Below are 20,723 nucleotides of genomic sequence, written 5' to 3' on the forward strand. Positions count from 1 at the left end.
CGGAGCGGACCCCGTGCGGGTCACGTCGTTCAGAAGGAGGCGACGACGGAACCGGCGTACTTGTCCTCGATGAACTTCTTCACCTCGGGGGAGGTGAGGAGCTCGGCGAGCTTCTTCACGCGCGGGTCGTCCTCGTTGCCCTCCTTGACGGCGAGGAGGTTGCTGTTCGGGTTGCCCTCGGCGGACTCCAGGACGAGGGCGTCCTTCGCGGGCTCGAGGTCGGCCTCGATGGCGTAGTTGCCGTTGACGACCGCGGCGTCGACGTCGTCCAGGGAGCGCGGCGTCTGGGCCGCCTCCAGCTCCTTGAACTCGAGGTTCTTCGGGTTCTTGGTGATGTCCGCGGGGGTAGCCGCGGTGCCGACGCCGTCCTTCAGGGTGAGGAGGCCGTTGGCGGCGAGCAGCTGCAGGGCGCGTCCCTCGTTGACGGTGTCGTTGGGCAGGGCGATCGTCGCGCCGCTCTTCAGCTCGTCGGCCTTGTCGACCTTGTTGGAGTACAGGCCGAGCGGCTCCAGGTGGACGTCGACGACGGACACGATGTGGGTGCCGTTCTTCTTGTTGAAGTCGTCGAGGTACGGCTGGGTCTGGAAGTAGTTGGCGCCGACCGAGCCGTCCTCCGTCGCCGTGTTCGGGGTGACGTAGTCGGTGAACTCCTTCACCTCGAGGTCCAGGCCCGCCTTCTCGGCCAGGTTGTCCTTGACGAAGGTCAGGATCTCGGCGTGCGGGACGGGGCTCGCGGCGACGACCAGCGGGCCGGAGGTGTCGGAGGCGGCGTCCTGCTCGGAGCCGCAGGCGGTGAGGCCGAAGGTGAGGGCTCCTGCGGCGAGGACGGCGGTGGTGATCTTGGCGGTGTTACGCACGAAAAGTGCCTTTCCTTGGGTGGTACGGCCCCTTGGGTCAAGGGGTGCCGGCGCGAAGCGCCGTGGTCGGGGGGTGGTCGGGGGCCGGCGGGGTTACGCGACCTTGCCGACGTCGGCCGCGGCGGGCTCCTTGGCCTTCAGGAGCCGGAGCCTGGGCGAGGGGCCCGAGCGTCCGCCGCGGCTGTGCAGGGCGCGGGCCGCGTAGTCGCCGGCGAACTGGATGAGGGAGATCACCACGGCGAGGATCGCGACGGTGATCCACATCAGGCCGGTCTCGAAGCGCTGGTAGCCGTAGCGGACGGCGAGGTCGCCGAGTCCGCCGCCGCCGACGGTGCCGGCCATGGCCGAGTAGCCGATGAGGGCGATGACGGTGGTGGTGGTGCTGGCGATCAGCGAGGGCAGCGCCTCGGGGACGAGGACCTTGCGGACGATGGTCCAGGTGTTGCCGCCCATCGCCTGCACGGCCTCGACGAGCCCGTGGTCCACCTCGCGCACGGCCGTCTCGACGAGGCGGGCGAAGAAGGGGATGCCGCCGATGGCGAGCGGCACGATCGCGGCCTCGCTGCCGATGGTCGTCCCGGTGATCCAGCGGGTGAAGTTCATCAGGGCGACCATGAGGATGATGAACGGCATCGAGCGGCCGATGTTCACGACCTGGCCGATGACCTTGTTCACCACGGTGTTCTGCAGCAGGCCGCCCTTGTCGGTGAGGACGAGCAGGACGCCGAGGGGGAGGCCGCCGACGACGGCGATCAGGGTGGACCAGCCCACCATGATCAGCGTCTCGGTACACGCCTGTTCGAGCAGTGGCTGCATCTCGGACCAGGTCACTTGGCCCCCTCCTTCACCAGTGCGGGCGTTTCCCGGCCCACGACGTCGATCTGCAGGCCCTGCTCGCGCAGGAAGCCGATGGGCACGACGTTGTCCTCGTAGCGGCCGGGCAGTTCGATGCGCATCCGGCCGACCTGGAGGCCGCCGACGGTGTCGATGGCGGCACCGAGGATCGATATGTCGATGTTGTAGGTGCGCGACAGCTGGGAGATGACCGGCTGGGTCGCGCTGTCGCCGTGGAAGGTGACGTCGACGACGGTGCGGTCGTCGCCGGAGGCGTCACCGCCGACGGGGAACAGCGCGGCGGCGAGTTCGGACCCGGGGGTGGCCAGGAGGTCGCCGACCGTGCCCGACTCGACGATGCGGCCCTTCTCCATGAGGGCGGCCGAGTCGCAGATCGACTTCACGACGTCCATCTCGTGGGTGATGAGCAGGACGGTGAGGCCGAGCTGCCGGTTGAGGTCGCGCAGCAGCGCCAGGATCGAGCGGGTGGTCTCCGGGTCCAGGGCGCTGGTGGCCTCGTCGGAGAGCAGCACCTTGGGGTCGCCGGCCAGGGCGCGGGCGATGCCGACGCGCTGCTTCTGCCCGCCGGAGAGCTGGGCCGGGTAGGCCTTGGCCTTGTCGGCGAGGCCGACCAGGTCGAGCAGCTCCAGCGCCTTGCGGGAACGTTCCTTCCCGGACGCGCCGAGGATTTCGAGCGGCAGCTCGACGTTGTCCTGCACGGTGCGGGTCGACAGGAGGTTGAAGTGCTGGAAGACCATGCCGATGCGGCTGCGCGCCTGCCGCAGTTCCCGGCCGGCCCGCGGGCCGCGGCCGGCGAGGGCGGTGAGGTCCTGGCCGGCCACGGTCACGGTGCCCGAGGTGGGCCGTTCCAGCAGGTTGACGCAGCGGATCAGCGAGGACTTGCCGGCGCCGGACTGGCCGATGACGCCGTAGACCTCGCCCTCGCGGACGTGCAGGTCGACGCCGTCCAAGGCGGTGACCTCGCGGCCGCGTGAGCGGTAGACCTTGGTGAGGCCCGTGGTGGTGATCACGTGGGATTCCGTCACTGTCGAGTGCGCGGCGCGTCGTCGGGCACCGGGCACGTGGCGTTCAGGGTCGAAGGCAGCCGTGACACGGCAGGGGTTTCCCGTGGGCGCGGCGGGAGGGGCCGCGCCGCGGGGAAACGTGCGCGTGGGGGGGCGTGGCTCAGTCGCGCGTGCGGGGCGCGCACGGGCGGACATGAGCGGGCTCTCGCTTCGGGGCGCGAGGCTCGGATGGTGCAGGGGCCCTCTAGAAGGCGCGCATTCGGCGCGGACACATACAACGAGCACCGGGCGTCGTGGTCGCCTCGGTCGCAGGGATGCGGTCGCTCGTCGTGGTCATGCGGTCAGTAAAGCAGACGTTCGGCCCTGACCGGACACGGCCGTCCGCATAGTGGACAGCCGTGGACGCCGGTGTGCGCACGTCAGGGGCGTACGGAGATCTCCGTGCCCGCGTCCGTGACCAGTACGGACAGGGCGGAGAGGTCCTCGACGACGAGGTCGGCGGTGAGTTCGTGGGCCTGGTGGGTTGTGGCCAAGGCCACGGTGGTCATACCGGCGGCACGGCCGGCCTGGAGCCCGGCGGGGGCGTCCTCGAAGACGACGCAGTGGGCCGGGTCGACGCCGAGGATGCGGGCGGCGAGCAGATAGGGCTCGGGGTCGGGCTTGCCCCGGGTGATGTCGTCGGCCGCGACGAGGGTCTTCGGCAGGATGCCGACGGCGTTCAGCCGGGCCTCGGCCAGCCGCCGGGTGGCGGAGGTGACGACGGCCCAGCGCTCGGCGGGCAGCGCGCCGAGGAAGTCCTCGGTCCCCGGCAGCAGGTGCACACCGCCGTCCGGCACGTCCTCGACCTCCAGGTCCTCGATCCGCGCGACGGCCTGCGGGACGACGTGGGCGGGCAGCAGGTCGGCGGCTATCTCGGCGGCCGGCCGGCCGTGCAGCTCGACCCGGCCGAACTCCTCGGCCGTGATCCCGTACTCCGCGGCCCACCGCGTCCAGCAGCGGCGCACGGATTCGAGGGAGGACACGAGGGTTCCGTCGTTGTCGAACAGGAGGGCTTGTGCGTGGATCGTCATGTCTCGACCCTACGGTGCCGCTCTGACCGGAAACCGACGAGGACGGAAACGGACGGCGGCAGCGGCGGCCGGAGGCGATCGCGCGGCCACCGGTCGCCGCCGGGGCGAAAGCCCTGGCGGGAGGCCCCGGTCCGGACGGCCGCCACGGCCCCTCCCGGACCGGGGCGCGCCCGGCCGGGACCGCGCCGGAGGGCGTGCGGCGGAGCACGGGACACGGCGCGCCGGCGCCGGGGCGGGGCCGGAGGACGGCCGGGTTCTCCGGCGTAATAAGGTCGCTGCCATGCTTGTTGTCCTGACGCTGGTGACCGGTGTCGCCGCGCTGTTGCTCGCCGCCTGGTGCGGCTGGGCCGCGTACCGTGATCAGCCGACGAAGGACTGGCACTTCATCGGGATGGCCGTGGTCACGCTGCTGGCGCTGGTGCAGCTGGTCGTCGGGATCGTGCAGCTGGCCCGGGGCGAGGAACCGGCGCAGGGGACGACCGTCTTCGTGGCGTATCTGCTGGGGTCGTTCGCGTGCGTCCCGGCGGCGGCCTTCATGTCGCTGGCCGAGCGCACCCGCTGGGGCTCGGTGACGGTCGCCGCGAGCGGTGTCGTGCTGGCGGTGCTCGAGGTGCGGCTCTACGACATCTGGGGAGGCTGAGATGGCCGGGACGCAGCAGGAGCCGGACCGGACGCGGCTGATCGGCGGGCCCGGGCTGCTGCTGGTGTGGCTGTACGGGGTGATGGTGGTCGGCGCCGTGTCGCGCTCCGCGTACCAGATCGCCACCGAGTTCGACCGCGCCCCGCTCGCCTACTCGCTGTCGGCGGTGGCCGGTGTGGTCTACGGCTTCATCACGTACACCCTGGTGCGCGGCGGGGAGGCGGCCCGCAGGGCGGCGCTGGTGTGCTGCGCCGCCGAGCTCGTGGGCGTGCTGACCGTCGGCACCTGGACCCTGGTGGAGCCGTCCGCCTTCCCCGACGCGACCGTGTGGTCGGACTACGGGATGGGGTACCTCTTCATCCCCGTGCTGCTGCCCCTGACGGCCGTGTACTGGCTCCGCAGGGCGCGCACGCGGCGGCCGGCGTCCTGACCGGGCGTCAGGCCGTCGTCGCGTACGCCTCCGCGTTCTTCTCCAGGACGATCATCGGTACGCCGTCCGCGCCCCGGGACGTCCCCACCCGCTGGTAGCCGACCTTGCTGTAGAGCCGCAGGTTGCTCTCGCTGCGGTGCCCGGCCTGCAGCCGGAACGTCCGGGCGCCGCGCTCGCCGGCGAGGGCCGATTCCGCCGCCCGGAGAAGACGCGCGCCGATGCCGTGCCCCTGGAGGCGGGGGTGGACGCAGAGCTTGCCGATGGCGGCGGCGCCGTCCTCGGTGATCCTGCCGTGCACCGAGCCGACGACCTCGTCGCCGAGGCGGGCGACGAAGACGCAGTCGGCGGCGACCTCCTCGCGGACCGAGTCGAGGGTCTGGACGAGCGGATCGATGCGGTAGTTGCCGTAGAGCGCCGCCTCGCTCTGGAAGCAGAGGTACTGCAGCCTGAAGACCTGCTCCGCGTCCTGCTCGGTCGCCGCAGAGATGGTCACACTCATGCCCATGTGCGCATGCCTCCCGCTCACCTGATCACCTGTCGTCCCCCACTCCTATCCCCGTCCTCAGCGGGTCGCAACCTCCGGTGTGAGCAAACGACGCAGACATCCCAGACATCGGGAACGTTCCGGGCCGAGACTGCCCTGTGAGATACCCAACTCCCCTGCGATTTCCCGGTATGTCGGGTCGTGCGGGGACAGCAGCGCCTCCATCAGCCGGGGGCAGCGGCCGGGCAGCCGCCGCACGGCGTCCCGCAGGTCGCGGCGGCGGGCGGCGGCGAGTGCGAGGCGTTCGGGGTCGTGGCCGTCGTCGGCGGGGTCGCGGCCGAGCGGCGTCTCGCGGCGGGCGGTACGGCGGGTGCGGCGGACCTCCGTGCGGACGGCCCGGCGGAGCCAGCCCTGGGGGTCGTGCGGCGGGCCCTGGGCGTCGAGGCGCTCGAGGAGGCGGAGCCAGACCGCCTGTTCCAGGTCGCCCGGTTCGGCCCCGGAGCCGGGCGCCTCGGCGAAGGCCTCCGCGGTGAGCAGCGGACGGAGGGAGGCGACCAGGTCCAGGGCGACCGGGTCGTGCGTCGTGACCGGCTCGTGTGTCATATGCGCAACGACTCGGCCGCCCCGGGCGGGGTTGCCCCGGGCGGCCGGAACTCACCCCGGACGGGGCAGGGCGCCTCAGTTGTTGACGAAGTCCTCACGGGCCAGCAGCCCGGTGTCGGGGTGGTCGGTGAAGACGCCGTCGATGCCGGTGGCGAAGTAGGCCCGGTAGGCGCCGAAGACGTCGCCGTAGGCGTCGGGGTCGGTGCCCCTGCGGAAGTCGGCGGGCAGGAAGGGGTTCTCGTTGCGCAGCGTGTAGGGGTGCAGGATCAGGCCCGCGCGGTGGGCGTCGCGGACCAGGGTGGTGGGCTCGGTGAGCCGGCCGCCGGCGTCGCGCGGGATGACGAGGTCCAGGGTGGGGCCGATGCCCTGGGCGTAGGAGGCGATCTCCTTCAGGCCCTCGGGGGTGACGAGGTCGGCGACGGTGCGCGGGTCGCCCGTCTCGACGAAGTCCCAGGGGCGGGTGTTCGCGCCGGACAGGAGCACCACGAGCGGGTTGTCGACGAGCCTGCTGAACCGCTGGATGCTGGTCGGCTCGAAGGACTGCAGGATGACCGGGGAGTTCCGGCGGTCCTTGCCGTGCTTGCGCAGCAGCTTCGCGACCCGCTCCTCCAGGCCGAGGCCCAGCTTGCGGAAGTAGGTGGGGTGCTTGGTCTCCGGGTAGATCCAGACCTGCTTGCCGCGCCTGCGGGTCTGCTCGTCCTGCCAGCGCAGCACCTCCTCGAAGGTGGGGATCTCCCAGCGGCCGTCGTAGAGGGTGTTGTGCGGGCGGTTGGCGGGGATGCGCTCGACGGCGCGCAGCCGCTTCAGTTCGGCGAGGGTGAAGTCCTCGGTGAACCAGCCGGTGACGGCGACGCCGTCCAGGGTCTTGGTGGTCCTGCGGTCGGCGAACTCGGGGTGGTCGGCGACGTCCGTGGTGCCGCCGATCTCCGGCTCGTGCCGGCAGACGATGTGGCCGTCCCTGGTGGGCACGAGGTCGCCGGCCTCGACGATGTCCGCACCCATGTCGAGGGCGAGCTGGTAGGCGCCGAGGGTGTGCTCGGGCCGGTAGCCGCTGGCCCCGCGGTGGCCGACGATGGTGGGGACGGGCAGGCCCTTCAGCCCCCGGCCGCCGTGCCGGGCGTCGGCGGCCCTCGCCGTGCCGACCGGACCCAGGACCGCTCCGGAGGCGCCGAGCACCGCCGCGCCGAGCAGGGCCCGCCGTCCGGTTCCGCCCGTCTGTTCGTTCGACTCCCGCGTTCCCATGAGCGCTCTCCTGCCGTCGGCTCGTTCAGTGCGGGCCGATCGTAGGGGGGCGTGTGTGACGGGCGGGAGACCCCGGACCGAACGCACGGGTGATGTTGAGTGTCGTGCGTCTCCGGGGGCCGCGTCGTACGTCCGTCGTACATGTGTCGTATTGCACCGGGGTTCTGATGTCTCGTCCGATTCGGCCGGGCGTTCCGGGGCACGCGGTCGGTGTGCGGGTCCGGTGAGCTCCGTCACCGTGTGGCGGTGGTGTCCCGGGCCGTCCGGGGACCGGCTCCGGCAGGTGGGTCCACTGTCACGAGGACGTAAGACCTCGGTCAACCCCACGAGTCCGACGTGCACGATTCCCCGGACCGCGAGTAATGTCCTCACCTGCACAGACTCGTACGGCATTCATCGACGTCCGCTTCCCACCGGAGGGCCCGTTGTCCCGCTTCGCGCTCATCAAGGCAGTGCTCGGTCCGATCATGCGCCTGATGTTCCGCCCACGGGTGGAGGGCGCGGAGCACATCCCGGGTGACGGTCCGGTCATCCTGGCCGGCAACCACCTGACGTTCATCGACTCGATGATCCTGCCGCTCGTCTGCGACCGCCAGGTCGTCTTCATCGGCAAGGACGAGTACGTCACCGGCAAGGGCCTCAAGGGCCGGCTGATGGCCTGGTTCTTCACCGGTGTCGGCATGATCCCGGTCGACCGGGACGGCGGCCGGGGCGGCGTGGCGGCACTGATGACCGGGCGCCGGGTGCTGGAGGAGGGCAGGGTCTTCGGCATCTACCCGGAGGGCACCCGCTCCCCCGACGGCCGCCTCTACCGGGGCCGCACCGGGATCGCCCGGCTCACCCTGATGACCGGCGCGCCCGTCGTGCCGTTCGCCATGATCGGCACGGACAAGCTCCAGCCGGGCGGCGCGGGCCTGCCCCGGCCGGGCCGGGTCACGGTCCGCTTCGGCGAGGCGATGGAGTTCTCCCGCTACGAGGGCATGGACCGCGACCGCTACGTCCTGCGCGCGGTCACCGACTCGGTGATGACCGAGGTGATGCGGCTGTCCGGGCAGGAGTACGTGGACATGTACGCGAGCAAGGCGAAGGCCGCGTAGTCCTCGCGCGGAGCGGGTTCCCGGCGGCGGGCCCTTCGGGGCCCGCCGCCGCCGTGTGGAGGGGGCGGTGCGCTCGGCGGAGGAACGGCGGGCCGGTCACCGAAGGCCGGTCCCTCCCGCGGCCCCTGCCCGGAGCTCGTCGGACACGGCCGCCGGCCGGCGGCACCCGGCGCCCGCGCCCCGCCGGGGCCCGTGGCTCACGGGTGTTCCACCGGGTCCTCCAGCCGCTGCCCGCGCAGCATGAACCAGGCCGCCACCGCGGCGGCGAGCAGCACCGCCGCGCCCGCGCCGGCCGCGAGGGCGAGACCGTCGACGAAGGACTGCCGGGCCGCGTCCAGCATCGTCCCGGCGGTGTGGGCGGGCAGGTGCGAGGCCGCCTCGACGGCCCCGCCCAGCGACTCGTGCGCCTCGGCGGGGGTGCCCGCGGGACCGGTGAAGTCCCGGTAGACGCCGGTCACGATGGAGCCGAGCACGGCGATGCCGAGGGCGGCGCCGAGTTCGTACGCCGTCTCGGAGACGGCGGAGGCGGCGCCCGCCTGTTCCCTGGGCACGCTGGAGAGGATCACGTCGGCGGTCACCGTGAAGGAGAATCCGGCTCCCAGGCCGACCACCAGCAGCGCCGTCCCGAGGAGGGGGTAGCCGGTGGACCGGTCGATCACCGTCAGCGCGGCCAGCGCGAGGCCGACGGCGGCGAGTCCGCCGGCGACGACGGAGCGCACCGAGAAGCGCCGGGCCGCCCGGCCCGCGACCAGGCCGGCCGCCACCGCGCCGATCGCGGCGGGCAGTTCGGCCAGCCCCGCCTCCAACGGGCGCCTTCCCTGGACGAGTTGCAGGTACTGCGAGAGGAAGAACACCAGCCCGGACAGCCCGAGGATGGTCAGCAGGTCGGCCAGGACGGCTCCGCTGAAGCCGCGGTGCCGGAACAGCCGCATGTCCAGCAGCGGGGCCGGGAGGGTGAGCTGACGGCGCACGAACCCGTACAGGGCGCCCGCGCCGAGCAGTCCGGCGGCCAGCGCGGTCCGGCCGAAGCCGTGCGTGGCGGCCTCCTTCACCGCGTACACGACGCCGACCGTGCCGGCCAGCGACAGCACGACGCTCACCAGGTCCCAGGGGCCGGGGTCCGGGGTGCGGGACTCCGGGAGGGTCCTGGCGCCGACGAGGACCAGGACGGCCATCACGGGCAGGTTGATCAGGAAGACCGAGCCCCACCAGAAGTGCTCGAGGAGGAAGCCGCCGAGGACCGGCCCGACGGCGGTGCCCGCCGAGGCGGTCGCGCCCCAGATGCCGACGGCGAGGCTGCGCTCGCGCGGGTCGTGGAAGAGGTTGCGGATCAGGGCGAGCGTGGCGGGCATCAGGGTCGCTCCGGCGACACCGAGCAGGGCCCGCGCGAGGATCATCGTCTCGGGCGTCGTCGCATAGGCGTTGAGCACGGACATCGCGCCGAACGCGGTGGCGCCGCAGAGCAGGATCCGCTTGCGGCCGACGCGGTCGCCGAGGCTGCCCATGGAGACGAGCAGGCCGGCGATCACGAATGAGTAGACGTCGCCGATCCACAGCAGCTGGGTGCCGGAGGGCTCGAGGTCCTCGCTGATGTACGGGGTCGCGAGGCCGAGGACGGTCGCGTCGACGGCCACCAGCAGCACCGCGAGCACGAGGACGCCGAGCGCGAGCCACCGGCCCGGCCGCTTCACCGCCTCGGTGGGACCCGCCGTCCGCAGGGTGCCGGTCATGATTCCTTCCTCCGTGAGGTGTCGTCCTGACGTCGTGCGCCACCGAGCAGCAGCTCGACGATCATGTGGGTGAAGTCCTTGGGGGCGACGCGGCCCTCGGCCACCGCCCAGGCGGCGGAGGCGAGCAGCCCGTAGAGCGCCTCGGTGAGCCAGGCCGGGGTGAGGTCGATGCGGAACTCCCCGCCCGCCTGGCCGCGCCGGAACAGACCGGCGATGCGCTCGTCGATCCTGGCCCAGCCCTCGTTCTGCCCCTCGCCCTCGAACAGCTGGTTCTCGGTGTAGAGGAACGCGAGCAGGCCGGCGTGCGGCTCGATCTCGGCCACGAGCCGCCGCACGGCGTCACCGGCGGGCCCCTCGTCCGGCCGGGCCGCCTCCAGGGCGGCCTCGCACTCCGCGATGCCGAGCGCCTCCAGCGCGCGCACGAGCGCGTCCCGGCCGGCGAAGTGCCGGTGGAGCGTGGCGCGGCTGATCCCCGCCGCCCTGGCGACCTCGTCCATGGTCGCGGTGGATTTGCGGGTCAGCAGGGCAGCGGCGGAGCGCAGAACGTGGTCACGATCGACAGCCATGAGACAAACATAGACCAGATGAGACATCAATGTCTCATACAAGGCATGCGAGTCTCACGACTGTGGTGCCGGTCCGGTCTTCGCTCAGTGCCAGGGCAGCCGTCCGCGCCGCTCCCAGTAGGCGCGCGGTTCCTCGGCCAGCCCGGCGAGGCGGGACACCTGTTCGTCGGTGAGGTCGACGGCCGCCGCGTGGAGGTTGGAGGCGAGCTGGGCGGTGGTCGCCGCACCGGACAGGACGACGCCCGCCCAGGGCCGGCGGAGGACGAACGCGAGGGCGACGGCGTCGTGGCCCAGGCCGGTCTCCGCGGCGACGGACTTCAGCGCCTCCGGTGCGCCGGGTCCGGCGAGGCGGCCGTTGGCCATGCCCTCCTTGACGATCACCGTGAGCCCGGCGTCGTGCGCCTCGGCGAGGGCGGGGGCGACGGAGGTCTCCAGCACGTTGTACGTCGACTGGACGGTGCGGAAGAGGGGCTCGCCGTCGACCGTGACGGCGAGGGCGGCGCGGACGGCGTCGGCCTGGGCCGGACCGCTGGTGGAGAAGCCGACGGTGAGGCCCTGGGCGGCGGCCTCGGCGAGGCGGGCGTGCAGGGCCTCGTCGGTGAGGGCGGGACTGTCCGGGGTCACCGAATGGATCTGGTAGAGGTCGAGCCGTTCCCCGAGCAGCGCCTCGGACTCGGCGCGCTGCCGCTCGTACGCGGCGAGGGAGTGGTCCTTGACCTCGTGCCGCTCGGCGTCGGTCGACCAGTCGGCGGTGTAGGTGTAGCCCCACTTGCTGCCGACGACGACGTCGCCGGCGTCGGGCCGGTTCTTCAGCCAGTCGGCGAGGAACTCCTCCGACCGGCCGTAGGAGCGGGCGGCGTCGAAGTAGCGCACGCCCTGGGCGTGGGCCGCGTCGAGCAGTTCGTGGGTGCGGGTCCGTAGCGTCTCGACGCTCCGGTCGTCCCCCAGGTCTTGTTCTCGGCCGAGGTTGATGTAGCCGGGGCGGCCGACGGCGGCGAGGCCGAGTCCGATGTGGCAGGTCGGGGTCGTCGCTGACGCGAGGCGGGCGAAGGGCATCGCGGGCTCCGTTTCGGTCGGCTGCGGTGCGGCTGCCGACCAACGTAACCCGGGATGACCTTCGCCTCAGGATTCGGTCTGTCCGGTGGTGCGGCGAGTGCGGGTGCGTCGTGGCTCGTCGCGCGGTTCCCCGCGCCCCCGGAGGGCGTTCCCCTTATCGCTTCTTGTCGGCCCACTCGTGCTGGGCCGCCACGTCCTGCTTCAGCTCCGCCAGTTGGACGGCGACCGCGCTCGGCGCCGTGCCGCCCCGGCCGTTGCGGGAGGCGAGGGCGCCGGGGACGTCGAGGACCGTCCGCACCTCCGGCGTCAGGTGGGCGGAGATCCTCGCGAACTGCTCGTCGGTCAGCTCGTCCAGCTCCTTGCCCTCGGCCTCGGCGACCTTCACGCACTCACCGGCCACCTCGTGCGCGACCCGGAACGGCACACCCTGCCTGACCAGCCACTCCGCGATGTCCGTGGCGAGCGAGAACCCGGCCGGGGCCAGTTCCTCCATGCGCTCGCGGTGCACGGTGAGGGTGGCCATCATTCCGGTGAAGGCCGGGAGCAGGATCTCCAGCTGGTCGATCGAGTCGAAGACCGGCTCCTTGTCCTCCTGGAGGTCACGGTTGTACGCGAGCGGGAGGGCCTTGAGCGTGGCCATCAGGCCGGTCAGGTTGCCGATCAGGCGGCCGGACTTGCCGCGCGCCAGCTCCGCGATGTCCGGGTTCTTCTTCTGCGGCATGATCGACGAGCCGGTGGAGAAGGCGTCGTGCAGGGTCACGAAGGAGAACTCCTTCGTGTTCCAGATGATGACCTCCTCGGCGATGCGCGAGAGGTTCACACCGATCATCGCGGTGATGAAGGCGAACTCGGCGACGAAGTCGCGCGAGGCCGTGCCGTCGATGGAGTTGCCGGCGCTGCCGTGCTCGAAGCCGAGGTCCTGGGCGACCGCCTCCGGGTCCAGGCCGAGGCTGCTGCCCGCGAGGGCGCCCGAGCCGTACGGCGACACGGCCGTCCGCTCGTCCCACTGGCGCAGGCGTTCGGCGTCCCGGGACAGGGACTGCACGTGCGCGAGTACATGGTGGGCGAAGAGCACGGGCTGGGCGTGCTGGAGGTGGGTGCGGCCCGGCATCGCGACGTCCGGGTGGGCCTCGGCGAGGCCGATCAGGGCGTCCTGGAGGTCGGCGATCAGGCCCCCGATCGCGCGGGCGTGGTCGCGCAGGTACATCCGGAACAGGGTCGCGACCTGGTCGTTCCTCGACCGTCCCGCGCGCAGCTTGCCGCCGAGGTCGGGGCCGAGCCGCTCCAGCAGGCCGCGCTCCAGCGCCGTGTGCACGTCCTCGTCGGCGATGGTGCCCACGAATTCGCCCGACGCCACGTCCGCTTCGAGCCGGTCGAGCCCGGCGATCATGCGCCGCAGCTCGTCCTCGGTGAGCAGGCCCGCCTTGTGCAGCACGCGCGCGTGCGCCCGCGAACCGGCGATGTCGTAGGGCGCGAGCCGCCAGTCGAAGTGGACGGACGCGGACAGCTTCGCCAGGGCCTCGGCGGGACCGTCGGCGAAGCGGCCGCCCCAGAGCCGTACGTCACCGCTGTTGCTGCTCACTCGGTTTGCTCCTCAAGACTGTCGATGTGCCGCCGCCTCCCCACGGTCGGGTGAGGAGGCGGCTGTCAGGCGGGTGCGGGTGAGGGTGTGCCGGCCGGTTACGCGAGGTCGCGCTTGGCCGCGATCTTCGACGACAGGCTGTAGATGTCGATGAAGCCCTTGGCGGCGGCCTGGTCGAAGGTGTCGCCGGTGTCGTAGGTGGCCAGGTTGAAGTCGTACAGCGACGACTCGGAGCGCCGGCCGGTGACGACGGCGCGGCCGCCGTGCAGGGTCATCCGGATGTCGCCGGTGACGTGCTGGTTGGCCTCGTCGACGAAGCCGTCCAGGGCGCGCTTGAGCGGGGAGAACCACAGGCCGTCGTAGACCAGCTCGCTCCAGCGCTGCTCGACCCCCCGCTTGTAGCGGGCGAGCTCGCGCTCGACGGTGACGTTCTCCAGCTCCTGGTGGGCGGTGATCAGGGCGATCGCGCCGGGGGCCTCGTAGACCTCGCGGGACTTGATGCCGACGAGGCGGTCCTCGACCATGTCGATCCGGCCGATGCCCTGGGCGCCGGCGCGCTCGTTGAGCTGCTGGATGGCCTGGAGGACGGTGACGGGCTTGCCGTCGATGGCCACGGGCACGCCCTCCTTGAAGGAGATGACCACCTCGTCGGCCTCGCGGGCGAGCGCCGGGTTCTGGGTGTACTCGTAGATGTCCTCGATCGGGGCGTTCCAGATGTCCTCGAGGAAGCCGGTCTCGATGGCGCGGCCGAAGACGTTCTGGTCGATGGAGTACGGGGACTTCTTGGTGGTCGCGATCGGCAGGCCCTTGGCCTCGCAGAAGGCGATGGCCTTGTCGCGGGTCATGGCGTAGTCGCGGACCGGGGCGATGCACTTCAGGTCGGGGGCGAGGGCGACGATGCCGGCCTCGAAGCGGACCTGGTCGTTGCCCTTGCCGGTGCAGCCGTGGGCGACGGTGGTGGCGCCGTGCTTCTGCGCGGCGGCGACGAGGTGCTTGACGATCGTCGGCCGGGACAGCGCGGAGACCAGCGGGTAGCGGTCCATGTAGAGGGCGTTGGCCTTGATCGCCGGGAGGCAGTACTCCTCGGCGAACTCGTCCTTGGCGTCCGCGACCTCGGCCTCGACGGCGCCGCAGGCGAGCGCGCGCTTGCGGATGACGTCCAGGTCCTCGCCGCCCTGGCCGACGTCGACCGCAACGGCGATGACCTCGGCGCCCGTCTCCTCGGCGATCCAGCCGATGGCGACGGAGGTGTCCAGACCGCCCGAATAGGCGAGTACGACGCGCTCGGTCACGGGTTTCTCCTCACAGTGCATTCGCTGACATGCATGAGTATGCAGGAGTCCGCATGATTCGTCAATCCGCTCCCTCGGAGGTGCGGGTTCCGGCCATGTCGCGGCCGGATCCGAGGACGCCTGAACGCGGGAAATCGCTTTCCCGTACCCCTCACCGGACGCAGGCGCCGCGTCGACCCCGAGACGCCCCCGAACCGAGTGAGGCATCCGCATGTCCAGGGCCCTTCCGAAGTACGGCAAGCGCCGCGCCGGCCTCGTCTGCGGCGCCGCCGCGCTGGTGCCGTCCGGCGCGGTGATCGCCGGCTCCGCCCTCGCCGGCGAGCCGGCCGGGGACGGCGGCGACGCGAACGCCCGGACACCGGCGGGTCCGGGCACGATCTCCTGCCCGGACGCCGCCTCCCGGCTCCCCGCCGTCCCCGTCGTCCCCGTCGTCCCCGCCTCCGCGCAGGCCGAGGTCCGACGCACCCTCGAACAGCTCGGCACCCAGCTCGACGAAGCCGGCCGGCGCCTCGCCGACACCGCCGGACAGGGCGGACCGGACTTCGTCCGGAACGCCGTCCCCGGCCCCCTCGAGGACAAGCGCGTCGCCGCCGTCAACCGCATCGCCACCGCCATCGGCCGCACCGCCGAACGGCCCTCCGGCCCGGACTCCCTGGCCGCCTGCACCCTCACCGAGTGAGGTGACAGGCACCGTGGCCGCCCCGTGTACGCGCCGGCCGGGGCGGCCACGGGTTCCTCCGGCACGTCCCGTGATTCCTTAGACAGGCGAAATAATTGCGCCCATAATCGTTGAACATGGGAAAGACATACGAGCGCATAGACGGCCGCCTCCGCACGTTCATCGAGGAACAGCCCGTCTTCTTCACCGCCACCGCTCCCCTGTCCGCCGACGGCACGGTCAACCTCTCGCCCAAGGGGCTCAAGGGCTCCTTCGCGGTCCTCGACGACCTCACCGTGGCCTACCTCGACTTCGCCGGCTCCAACGCCGAGACCGTCGCCCATCTGCGGGAGAACGGCCGGATCACCCTGATGTGGTGCGCCTTCCAGGGCCCGCCGAACATCGTGCGCGTGCACGGCCGCGGCGAGCCCGTCTTCCGGGACGACCCCCGCTTCGCCGAGCTGCTCACCCGCTTCCCCGGCATCGACCCGGCCGTCCACGGACTGCGGGCGATCGTCGTCGTGACGGCCGAACTGATCCGGGACACCTGCGGGTACGCGGTCCCCTTCATGGCCTACGAGGCGGACCGGGACCTGCACGGCAAGCGGTTCGCCCGGGAGGACGACGCCTCCCTGAACGAGTACTTCACCAGGAAGGAGCACATCGCGACCAGCCTGGACGGACTGCCCGGGCTGCCGTTGCCGCTGCCCCCGTCTACGGTCTGAGCCATGCGCCCAGGTGCCGTCCCCGCCGCCGTCCTCGTCTCCCTGTCCCTGTTCGCGCCCGGCTCCGGACAGCCGCCCGCCGCGCTGCCGGACCGGATGGCGGACACCGGGGGCGGCACCCAGCTGATCACGGCCGTCGCCCCGGGAACCGGTTCCACCTCCGGCACGGTCACCTGGTGGGACCGCAGGGACGGGCGCTGGGTGGCGGCCGGCACGGCCCCGGCCCGCTTCGGGGCGAAGGGGCTCGTCGAGGGCACCGCACGGCGGCAGGGCACGCACACGACACCGACCGGGCTCTACGGCATGCCGTACGCCTTCGGCACCAAGGCGGCGCCGCGCGGGACGGCGTACACGTACCGGCCCGTGCGCCGGGACTCCTGGTGGTGCCAGGACGGTGACTCGCGTTCCTACAACCGCTGGACCGAGCCCCGGGCGGCCGACTGCCGGGCCGCGGAGGCCGAGCACCTGATCACCTACCGGACGCAGTACGCCCACGCCCTCGTCGTCGACTTCAACTACCACCGTCCGGTGCGCGGCCGGGGCGCCGGCGTCTTCCTGCACGTCCACGGGCGCGGGGCGACGGCGGGATGCGTGTCCGTGCCCGAGGAGTCGATGCGCGAGATCCTGCGCTGGGCCGATCCCGCGCGCAGGCCGCACATCGCGATCGGGACGCGGGGCGGGCCCACGGCGATCACCCGGTACTGAGGCGGAGCGCGGCGCGCTCCCCCGCTGAACACTCCCGCGTCACGGCACGTATCTGTGGGCCAAGGGCCGAGTCCCACGGAGGAACCGTGACCACCACGCTCGCCGGCGGCCGTGCCGCCCGCCGCCAGACGATGCGCCGCATCCGTCCGCGCCGCTCCCCCGCCGTGCCCCTGCTGCTCGCCGTGGGAGCGGGCGCGGTGGCCGTGCTGTGGCTGTGGTGGGACAACACGCCGTCCATCGCGGACACCACGGGCAGGATCGTCGCCGCCGGCCGGATCACCGGCCTGCTCGCCGGCTATCTGATGGCCCTGGTGGTGCTGCAGATGGCGCGGGTGCCCGCGCTGGAGCGGCGGGTGGGCTCGGACCGGGTCGCCCGCTGGCACGCGATGAGCGGCCGCTACACCGTCTGCCTGGTCGTCGCCCACGTCCTCCTCATCATGTGGGGCTACGCCCTCCAGGCGGGCAAGGGCCTCGGCGACATCGTGCAGCAGACGATCACCTCCATCAACACGCTGCCGGACATGGGCAAGGCCGCCATCGGCACCGGTCTGCTGTTCGTGATCGCCTTCCTCTCCGTCGGCCCGATCCGGCGCCGGCTGCCGTACGACGGCTGGTACCACGTGCACCTGCTGACGTACGCGGCGGTCTTCCTGACGTTCTGGCACCAGATCACCACCGGCAACGAGTTCGCCGTCGAGCCGTCCGCGAAGACCTTCTGGTACGGGCTCTACGGCACCGTGACCGCGCTGGTCCTGTGGTACCGGGTCATCACCCCCGTCCGGCTGAACCTGCGGCACCGGATGCGGGTCGAGGCGGTCGTCGAGGAGACGCCGGGGATCGTGTCGGTGCTGATCGGCGGGCGCAGGCTGCACCGGATGGGCGCGGAGGCCGGGCAGTTCTTCCGCTGGCGGTTCCTGGCGCCCGGGATGCGGTTCAGCTCCCACCCGTACTCGCTGTCGGCGGCGCCCCGCCCGGACATGCTGCGGATCACGGTGAAGGCCATCGGCGACCACAGCTCCCGGCTGCGCGAACTGGAGCCCGGCACGCGGGTGTGGGCGGAGGGCCCCTACGGGGCGCTGACCGCGCAGCGCCGCAGCCGCGGCAAGGTGCTGCTGGTCGCGGGCGGCGTGGGCATCACCCCGATGCGGGCGCTGTTCGAGACGCTGCCCGGCGCCTCCGGCGACATCACGCTGCTCTACCGCGCCAACAGCACGCAGGACCTGGCGCTGTGGGGCGAGCTGGCCAGGATCGCCGACGAGCGCGGCGCCCGGCTGATGTACGCGGTGAACAGCCCCGACGGGGAGCGCCCCGACATCTCGGCGGAGAGCCTGCAACGGAAGATCCCGGACATCGACCGCCACGACGTCTTCCTGTGCGGGCCGCCCGGGTTCGCGCAGTCGGTGTACGAGGCACTGCGCGGCGCCGGGGTCCCCGCGCGCCGTATCCATCACGAGTCGTTCGAGATGTGAGCGACGGGTCATCCACACCCATCAGGAGCCTGAGAAGCGATGAGGAAGAGTCACCCCGTCCGGCGTGCCGTGCTCGCGACCGCCGCCACCGTGTCCGGCATCGTGCTGCTGCTGTCGCTCAAACCGGCGTCCGACCCCGGCTCGGCCGCCGCGGCCGGCGGCGCGGCCCCGCCCGCGGCGGCCCAGTCGCCGCAGGGCGGCGCCCGGCCCATCGGGAACGGCACGGTCACCGGTGACGCGGCGCGGACCCGGTACGGCGCGGTGCAGGTCCGGCTGACGGTGAGCGGCGGGAAGATCGTCAAGGCCGAGGCGGTGCGGGCGCCCGGGGGCGGACAGAGCGACCGGATCACCTCCGACGCCGTGCCCAGGCTCAACCGGGCGGCCGTCGCGGCGCAGAGCGCGGAGATCGACGCGGTGTCGGGGGCGACCTACACGAGTTCCGGTTACAAGAAGTCGCTGCAGTCGGCGCTGGACAAGGCGCGGGCGGCCGGGTCCCCGGAGTCGTCCGGCTCGGGCGGTGCCGGGAGCGCGCAGGCGCGGACCGTCACCGGGGACGTGGCGCAGACGCAGTACGGGCCGGTACAGGTGCGGATCACCGTCAGCGGCGGGAAGATCACCCGGGCCGAGGCGGTGCGGGCGCCCGGGGGCGGACAGAGCGACCGGATCACCTCCGACGCCGTGCCCAGGCTCAACCGGGCGGCGGTGGCGGCCGGTGACGCGCAGATCGACGCGGTGTCGGGGGCCACGTACACGAGCGCGGGGTACAGACAGTCGCTGCAGTCGGCGCTGGACAAGGCGCGGGCGGCCGGGTCCCCGGAGTCGTCCGGCTCGGGCGGTGCCGGGAGCGCGCAGGCGCGGACCGTCACCGGGGACGTGGCGCAGACGCAGTACGGGCCGGTACAGGTGCGGATCACCGTCAGCGGCGGGAAGATCACCCGGGCCGAGGCGGTGCGGGCGCCCGGGGGCGGACAGAGCGACCGGATCACCTCCGACGCCGTGCCCAGGCTCAACCGGGCGGCGGTGGCGGCCGGTGACGCGCAGATCGACGCGGTGTCGGGGGCCACGTACACGAGCGCGGGGTACAGACAGTCGCTCCAGTCGGCGCTGGACCGGGCCGGTGGCTGACACGGTGGCCGAACCCGCCGAGGCTCCCGCCGCGGTGCGTCACGCGGAGGAGACCATGGGGACCGTCTTCTCCCTCGACGTCCGCGGCGGGGAACCCGCTGTGGTGCGCGCGGCGCTGGAGGAGGCGGTCGCGGGGCTGCGCCGGGTCGACGAGGTGTTCAGCACGTACCGCGACGACAGCCAGATCTCCCGGCTGGCGCGGGGCGAGCGGGGCGTCGGGGAGTGCGATGCCGAGGTCGCCGAGGTGCTGGAGCTGGCCGCGGAGGCGGAGCGGGTGAGCGACGGCTGGTTCAGCACCCGGTACCGGGGGCGTCTGGACCCGACGGGCATCGTCAAGGGCTGGGCCACCGAGCGGGCGGCGCGGCGGCTCGCGGCGGCGGGGGCGACGGGGGTGAGCGTCAACGGGGGCGGGGACGTCCAGTTGCTGGGGGTGCCGGGGGCGGGGCGGCCGTGGCGGGTGGGTGTGTCGGACCCGTTGCGTCCGGGCGGTCTCGCCGCCGTCGTCTCCGCGGCCGGCGCGGACGAACTGGCGGTGGCGACGTCCGGCACCGCCGAACGCGGCGATCACATCGTCGACCCGCGCACGGGTCGCTCCGCGGTGACCGACCTGGTCGCGGTGACGGTCGTCGCCCCCCGACTGACGTGGGCGGACTGCTGGGCCACGGCCGCCTTCGCGATGGGGTCGCGGGAGGGGCTGCGGTGGCTGGAGTCCCTCCCGGACGTCGAGGGGCTGCTCATCACGGCGGGCGACGAGGTGCGGTGCACCGGGGGTCTGGCGGGTTGGCTGGGGTGACCGGCGCTGCGGCTCGAGGTACCGGCGTGCCGCTCACCCGCGTCCGCGGGGCTGCCCCCGGGCCCTTGGGGCGCTGGGGGGAGGCACGACTGCCCGCGGCCGGGGGTGGTGCCGCGACGCCCTCAGGGGCGCGGGGAACCGCGCGGCCGGCCACGGACGGCGCCCCGCGGTCGGCGGAGCACCGCCCCGGCCCCTTCAGTGGCCGTTCTGGGCCAGCCGCAGCAGGTGGTCGGCCAGCGCCTGGCCCCCCGTCGGCTCCCTGCTGATCAGCAGCAGCGTGTCGTCGCCGGCGATCGTGCCGAGGATGTCGTGCAGTTCCGCCTGGTCGATCGCCGAGGCCAGGAACTGCGCGGCACCGGGCGGGGTGCGCAGGACCACCAGGTTCGCGGAGGCCTCCGCCGAGATCAGCAGCTCCTGGGAGAGCCGCCGCATCCGCTCCTCCTTCGCCGACTCCCCCAGCGGCGCCCGGGGGGTGCGGAAACCCCCCTCGCTGGGCACCGCGTAGATCAGGTCGCCGTCGGTGTTGCGGATCTTCACCGCGTTCAGCTCGTCCAGATCGCGGGAGAGCGTCGCCTGGGTGACGCTCAGCCCGTCGTCGGCGAGCAGCTTCGCCAGCTGGCTCTGCGACCGCACCGGCTGCCGGTTGAGGATGTCCACGATCCGGCGGTGGCGTGCGGTGCGCGTCTGCGGCACGGCAGGCCCGGCGTGCTGACCCTGGTCCTGCTCCTGGCTCATCGTCG

22 protein-coding genes are annotated in these 20,723 nt (G+C 72.7%); 9 read left to right on the plus strand and 13 right to left on the minus strand.

All coding sequences use genetic code 11. The features are described from left to right. Window positions 1-29: 29 nt before the first annotated feature. The 4 genes from GL259_RS08805 to GL259_RS08820 form a co-directional block, all read right to left on the minus strand. On the minus strand, window positions 30-857 hold the full coding sequence (locus tag GL259_RS08805; protein WP_159530821.1) for a MetQ/NlpA family ABC transporter substrate-binding protein: 828 nt from the start codon (window positions 855-857) through the stop codon (window positions 30-32). Window positions 858-950: 93 nt separating this feature from the next. Continuing rightward, complete coding sequence (locus GL259_RS08810; protein WP_166461452.1) at window positions 951-1,688, minus strand: methionine ABC transporter permease; 738 nt, start codon at window positions 1,686-1,688, stop codon at window positions 951-953. Further along, on the minus strand, window positions 1,685-2,722 hold the full coding sequence (locus GL259_RS08815; protein WP_166461453.1) for an ATP-binding cassette domain-containing protein: 1,038 nt from the start codon (window positions 2,720-2,722) through the stop codon (window positions 1,685-1,687). Before GL259_RS08815 ends, GL259_RS08810 begins: the two co-directional genes overlap by 4 nt. A gap of 413 nt (window positions 2,723-3,135) precedes the next feature. Beyond that, window positions 3,136-3,786 carry an HAD family hydrolase gene (locus tag GL259_RS08820; protein WP_159530825.1) on the minus strand — a complete coding sequence of 217 codons (651 nt, stop codon included), beginning with the start codon at window positions 3,784-3,786 and terminating at the stop codon, window positions 3,136-3,138. A gap of 280 nt (window positions 3,787-4,066) precedes the next feature. Here GL259_RS08820 and GL259_RS08825 point away from each other — a divergent pair, with 280 nt between their 5' ends. Continuing rightward, on the plus strand, window positions 4,067-4,426 hold the full coding sequence (locus tag GL259_RS08825) for a hypothetical protein (RefSeq protein ID WP_159530827.1): 360 nt from the start codon (window positions 4,067-4,069) through the stop codon (window positions 4,424-4,426). Between the two features lies 1 nt (window position 4,427). Next, window positions 4,428-4,856 (plus strand): hypothetical protein, encoded by a 429-nt coding sequence (locus GL259_RS08830; protein WP_159530829.1) that lies wholly within the window; start codon window positions 4,428-4,430, stop codon window positions 4,854-4,856. Window positions 4,857-4,863: 7 nt separating this feature from the next. Here the strand turns inward: GL259_RS08830 and GL259_RS08835 are convergent, their stop codons facing one another. From GL259_RS08835 to GL259_RS08845, 3 genes are all read right to left on the minus strand, one after another. Further along, a complete protein-coding gene (locus GL259_RS08835) occupies window positions 4,864-5,361 on the minus strand; it encodes a GNAT family N-acetyltransferase (RefSeq protein WP_159530831.1) in 498 nt (165 codons plus the stop codon). A gap of 57 nt (window positions 5,362-5,418) precedes the next feature. Further along, window positions 5,419-5,943: a sigma-70 family RNA polymerase sigma factor gene (locus tag GL259_RS08840; protein ID WP_159530833.1), complete on the minus strand. Its 525-nt coding sequence runs from the start codon at window positions 5,941-5,943 to the stop codon at window positions 5,419-5,421. Window positions 5,944-6,018: 75 nt separating this feature from the next. Then, a complete protein-coding gene (locus GL259_RS08845; RefSeq protein ID WP_159530835.1) occupies window positions 6,019-7,185 on the minus strand; it encodes a glycerophosphodiester phosphodiesterase in 1,167 nt (388 codons plus the stop codon). A gap of 425 nt (window positions 7,186-7,610) precedes the next feature. Here GL259_RS08845 and GL259_RS08850 point away from each other — a divergent pair, with 425 nt between their 5' ends. After that, on the plus strand, window positions 7,611-8,282 hold the full coding sequence (locus GL259_RS08850) for a lysophospholipid acyltransferase family protein (RefSeq protein ID WP_159530837.1): 672 nt from the start codon (window positions 7,611-7,613) through the stop codon (window positions 8,280-8,282). 197 nt (window positions 8,283-8,479) lie between these two features. Here GL259_RS08850 and GL259_RS08855 read toward each other — a convergent pair whose 3' ends face one another. The 5 genes from GL259_RS08855 to GL259_RS08875 all read right to left on the minus strand — a co-directional run bounded on the left by GL259_RS08855 (window position 8,480) and on the right by GL259_RS08875 (window position 14,508). Beyond that, window positions 8,480-10,012 (minus strand): MFS transporter, encoded by a 1,533-nt coding sequence (locus tag GL259_RS08855; protein WP_159530839.1) that lies wholly within the window; start codon window positions 10,010-10,012, stop codon window positions 8,480-8,482. Then, on the minus strand, window positions 10,009-10,578 hold the full coding sequence (locus tag GL259_RS08860) for a TetR/AcrR family transcriptional regulator (protein ID WP_243762276.1): 570 nt from the start codon (window positions 10,576-10,578) through the stop codon (window positions 10,009-10,011). Before GL259_RS08860 ends, GL259_RS08855 begins: the two co-directional genes overlap by 4 nt. 84 nt (window positions 10,579-10,662) lie before the next feature. Continuing rightward, complete coding sequence (locus GL259_RS08865; protein WP_159530841.1) at window positions 10,663-11,634, minus strand: aldo/keto reductase; 972 nt, start codon at window positions 11,632-11,634, stop codon at window positions 10,663-10,665. 154 nt (window positions 11,635-11,788) lie between these two features. Next, complete coding sequence (argH, locus tag GL259_RS08870; protein ID WP_159530843.1) at window positions 11,789-13,216, minus strand: argininosuccinate lyase; 1,428 nt, start codon at window positions 13,214-13,216, stop codon at window positions 11,789-11,791. A 98-nt stretch (window positions 13,217-13,314) separates the two neighbouring features. Continuing rightward, window positions 13,315-14,508 (minus strand): argininosuccinate synthase, encoded by a 1,194-nt coding sequence (locus GL259_RS08875; protein ID WP_208026452.1) that lies wholly within the window; start codon window positions 14,506-14,508, stop codon window positions 13,315-13,317. A gap of 211 nt (window positions 14,509-14,719) precedes the next feature. On the opposite strand from GL259_RS08875, the gene GL259_RS08880 reads away from it, so the two are divergent. The 6 genes from GL259_RS08880 (at window position 14,720) to GL259_RS08905 (ending at window position 19,983) form a co-directional block, all read left to right on the plus strand. Beyond that, window positions 14,720-15,187, plus strand: coding sequence for a hypothetical protein (locus GL259_RS08880; protein WP_159530846.1), 468 nt, complete (start codon window positions 14,720-14,722; stop codon window positions 15,185-15,187). A gap of 116 nt (window positions 15,188-15,303) precedes the next feature. After that, window positions 15,304-15,891 carry a pyridoxamine 5'-phosphate oxidase family protein gene (locus GL259_RS08885; RefSeq protein ID WP_159530848.1) on the plus strand — a complete coding sequence of 196 codons (588 nt, stop codon included), beginning with the start codon at window positions 15,304-15,306 and terminating at the stop codon, window positions 15,889-15,891. Between the two features lie 3 nt (window positions 15,892-15,894). Next, a complete protein-coding gene (locus tag GL259_RS08890; protein WP_159530850.1) occupies window positions 15,895-16,596 on the plus strand; it encodes a L,D-transpeptidase family protein in 702 nt (233 codons plus the stop codon). An 86-nt stretch (window positions 16,597-16,682) separates the two neighbouring features. Beyond that, entirely contained in the window at window positions 16,683-18,065 is a 1,383-nt protein-coding gene (locus GL259_RS08895) for a ferredoxin reductase family protein (RefSeq protein ID WP_166461455.1), read from the plus strand. 39 nt (window positions 18,066-18,104) lie between these two features. Continuing rightward, window positions 18,105-19,190 carry an FMN-binding protein gene (locus GL259_RS08900; RefSeq protein WP_159530852.1) on the plus strand — a complete coding sequence of 362 codons (1,086 nt, stop codon included), beginning with the start codon at window positions 18,105-18,107 and terminating at the stop codon, window positions 19,188-19,190. A gap of 55 nt (window positions 19,191-19,245) precedes the next feature. Then, a complete protein-coding gene (locus GL259_RS08905) occupies window positions 19,246-19,983 on the plus strand; it encodes an FAD:protein FMN transferase (protein ID WP_159538481.1) in 738 nt (245 codons plus the stop codon). 195 nt (window positions 19,984-20,178) lie between these two features. On the opposite strand, the gene GL259_RS08910 is transcribed toward GL259_RS08905, so the two are convergent. Continuing rightward, complete coding sequence (locus tag GL259_RS08910) at window positions 20,179-20,718, minus strand: arginine repressor (protein WP_159530854.1); 540 nt, start codon at window positions 20,716-20,718, stop codon at window positions 20,179-20,181. Between the last annotated feature and the right edge of the window lie 5 nt (window positions 20,719-20,723).

The sequence above is a fragment of the Streptomyces sp. Tu 3180 genome (genome assembly GCF_009852415.1).
GTDB lineage: Bacteria > Actinomycetota > Actinomycetes > Streptomycetales > Streptomycetaceae > Streptomyces.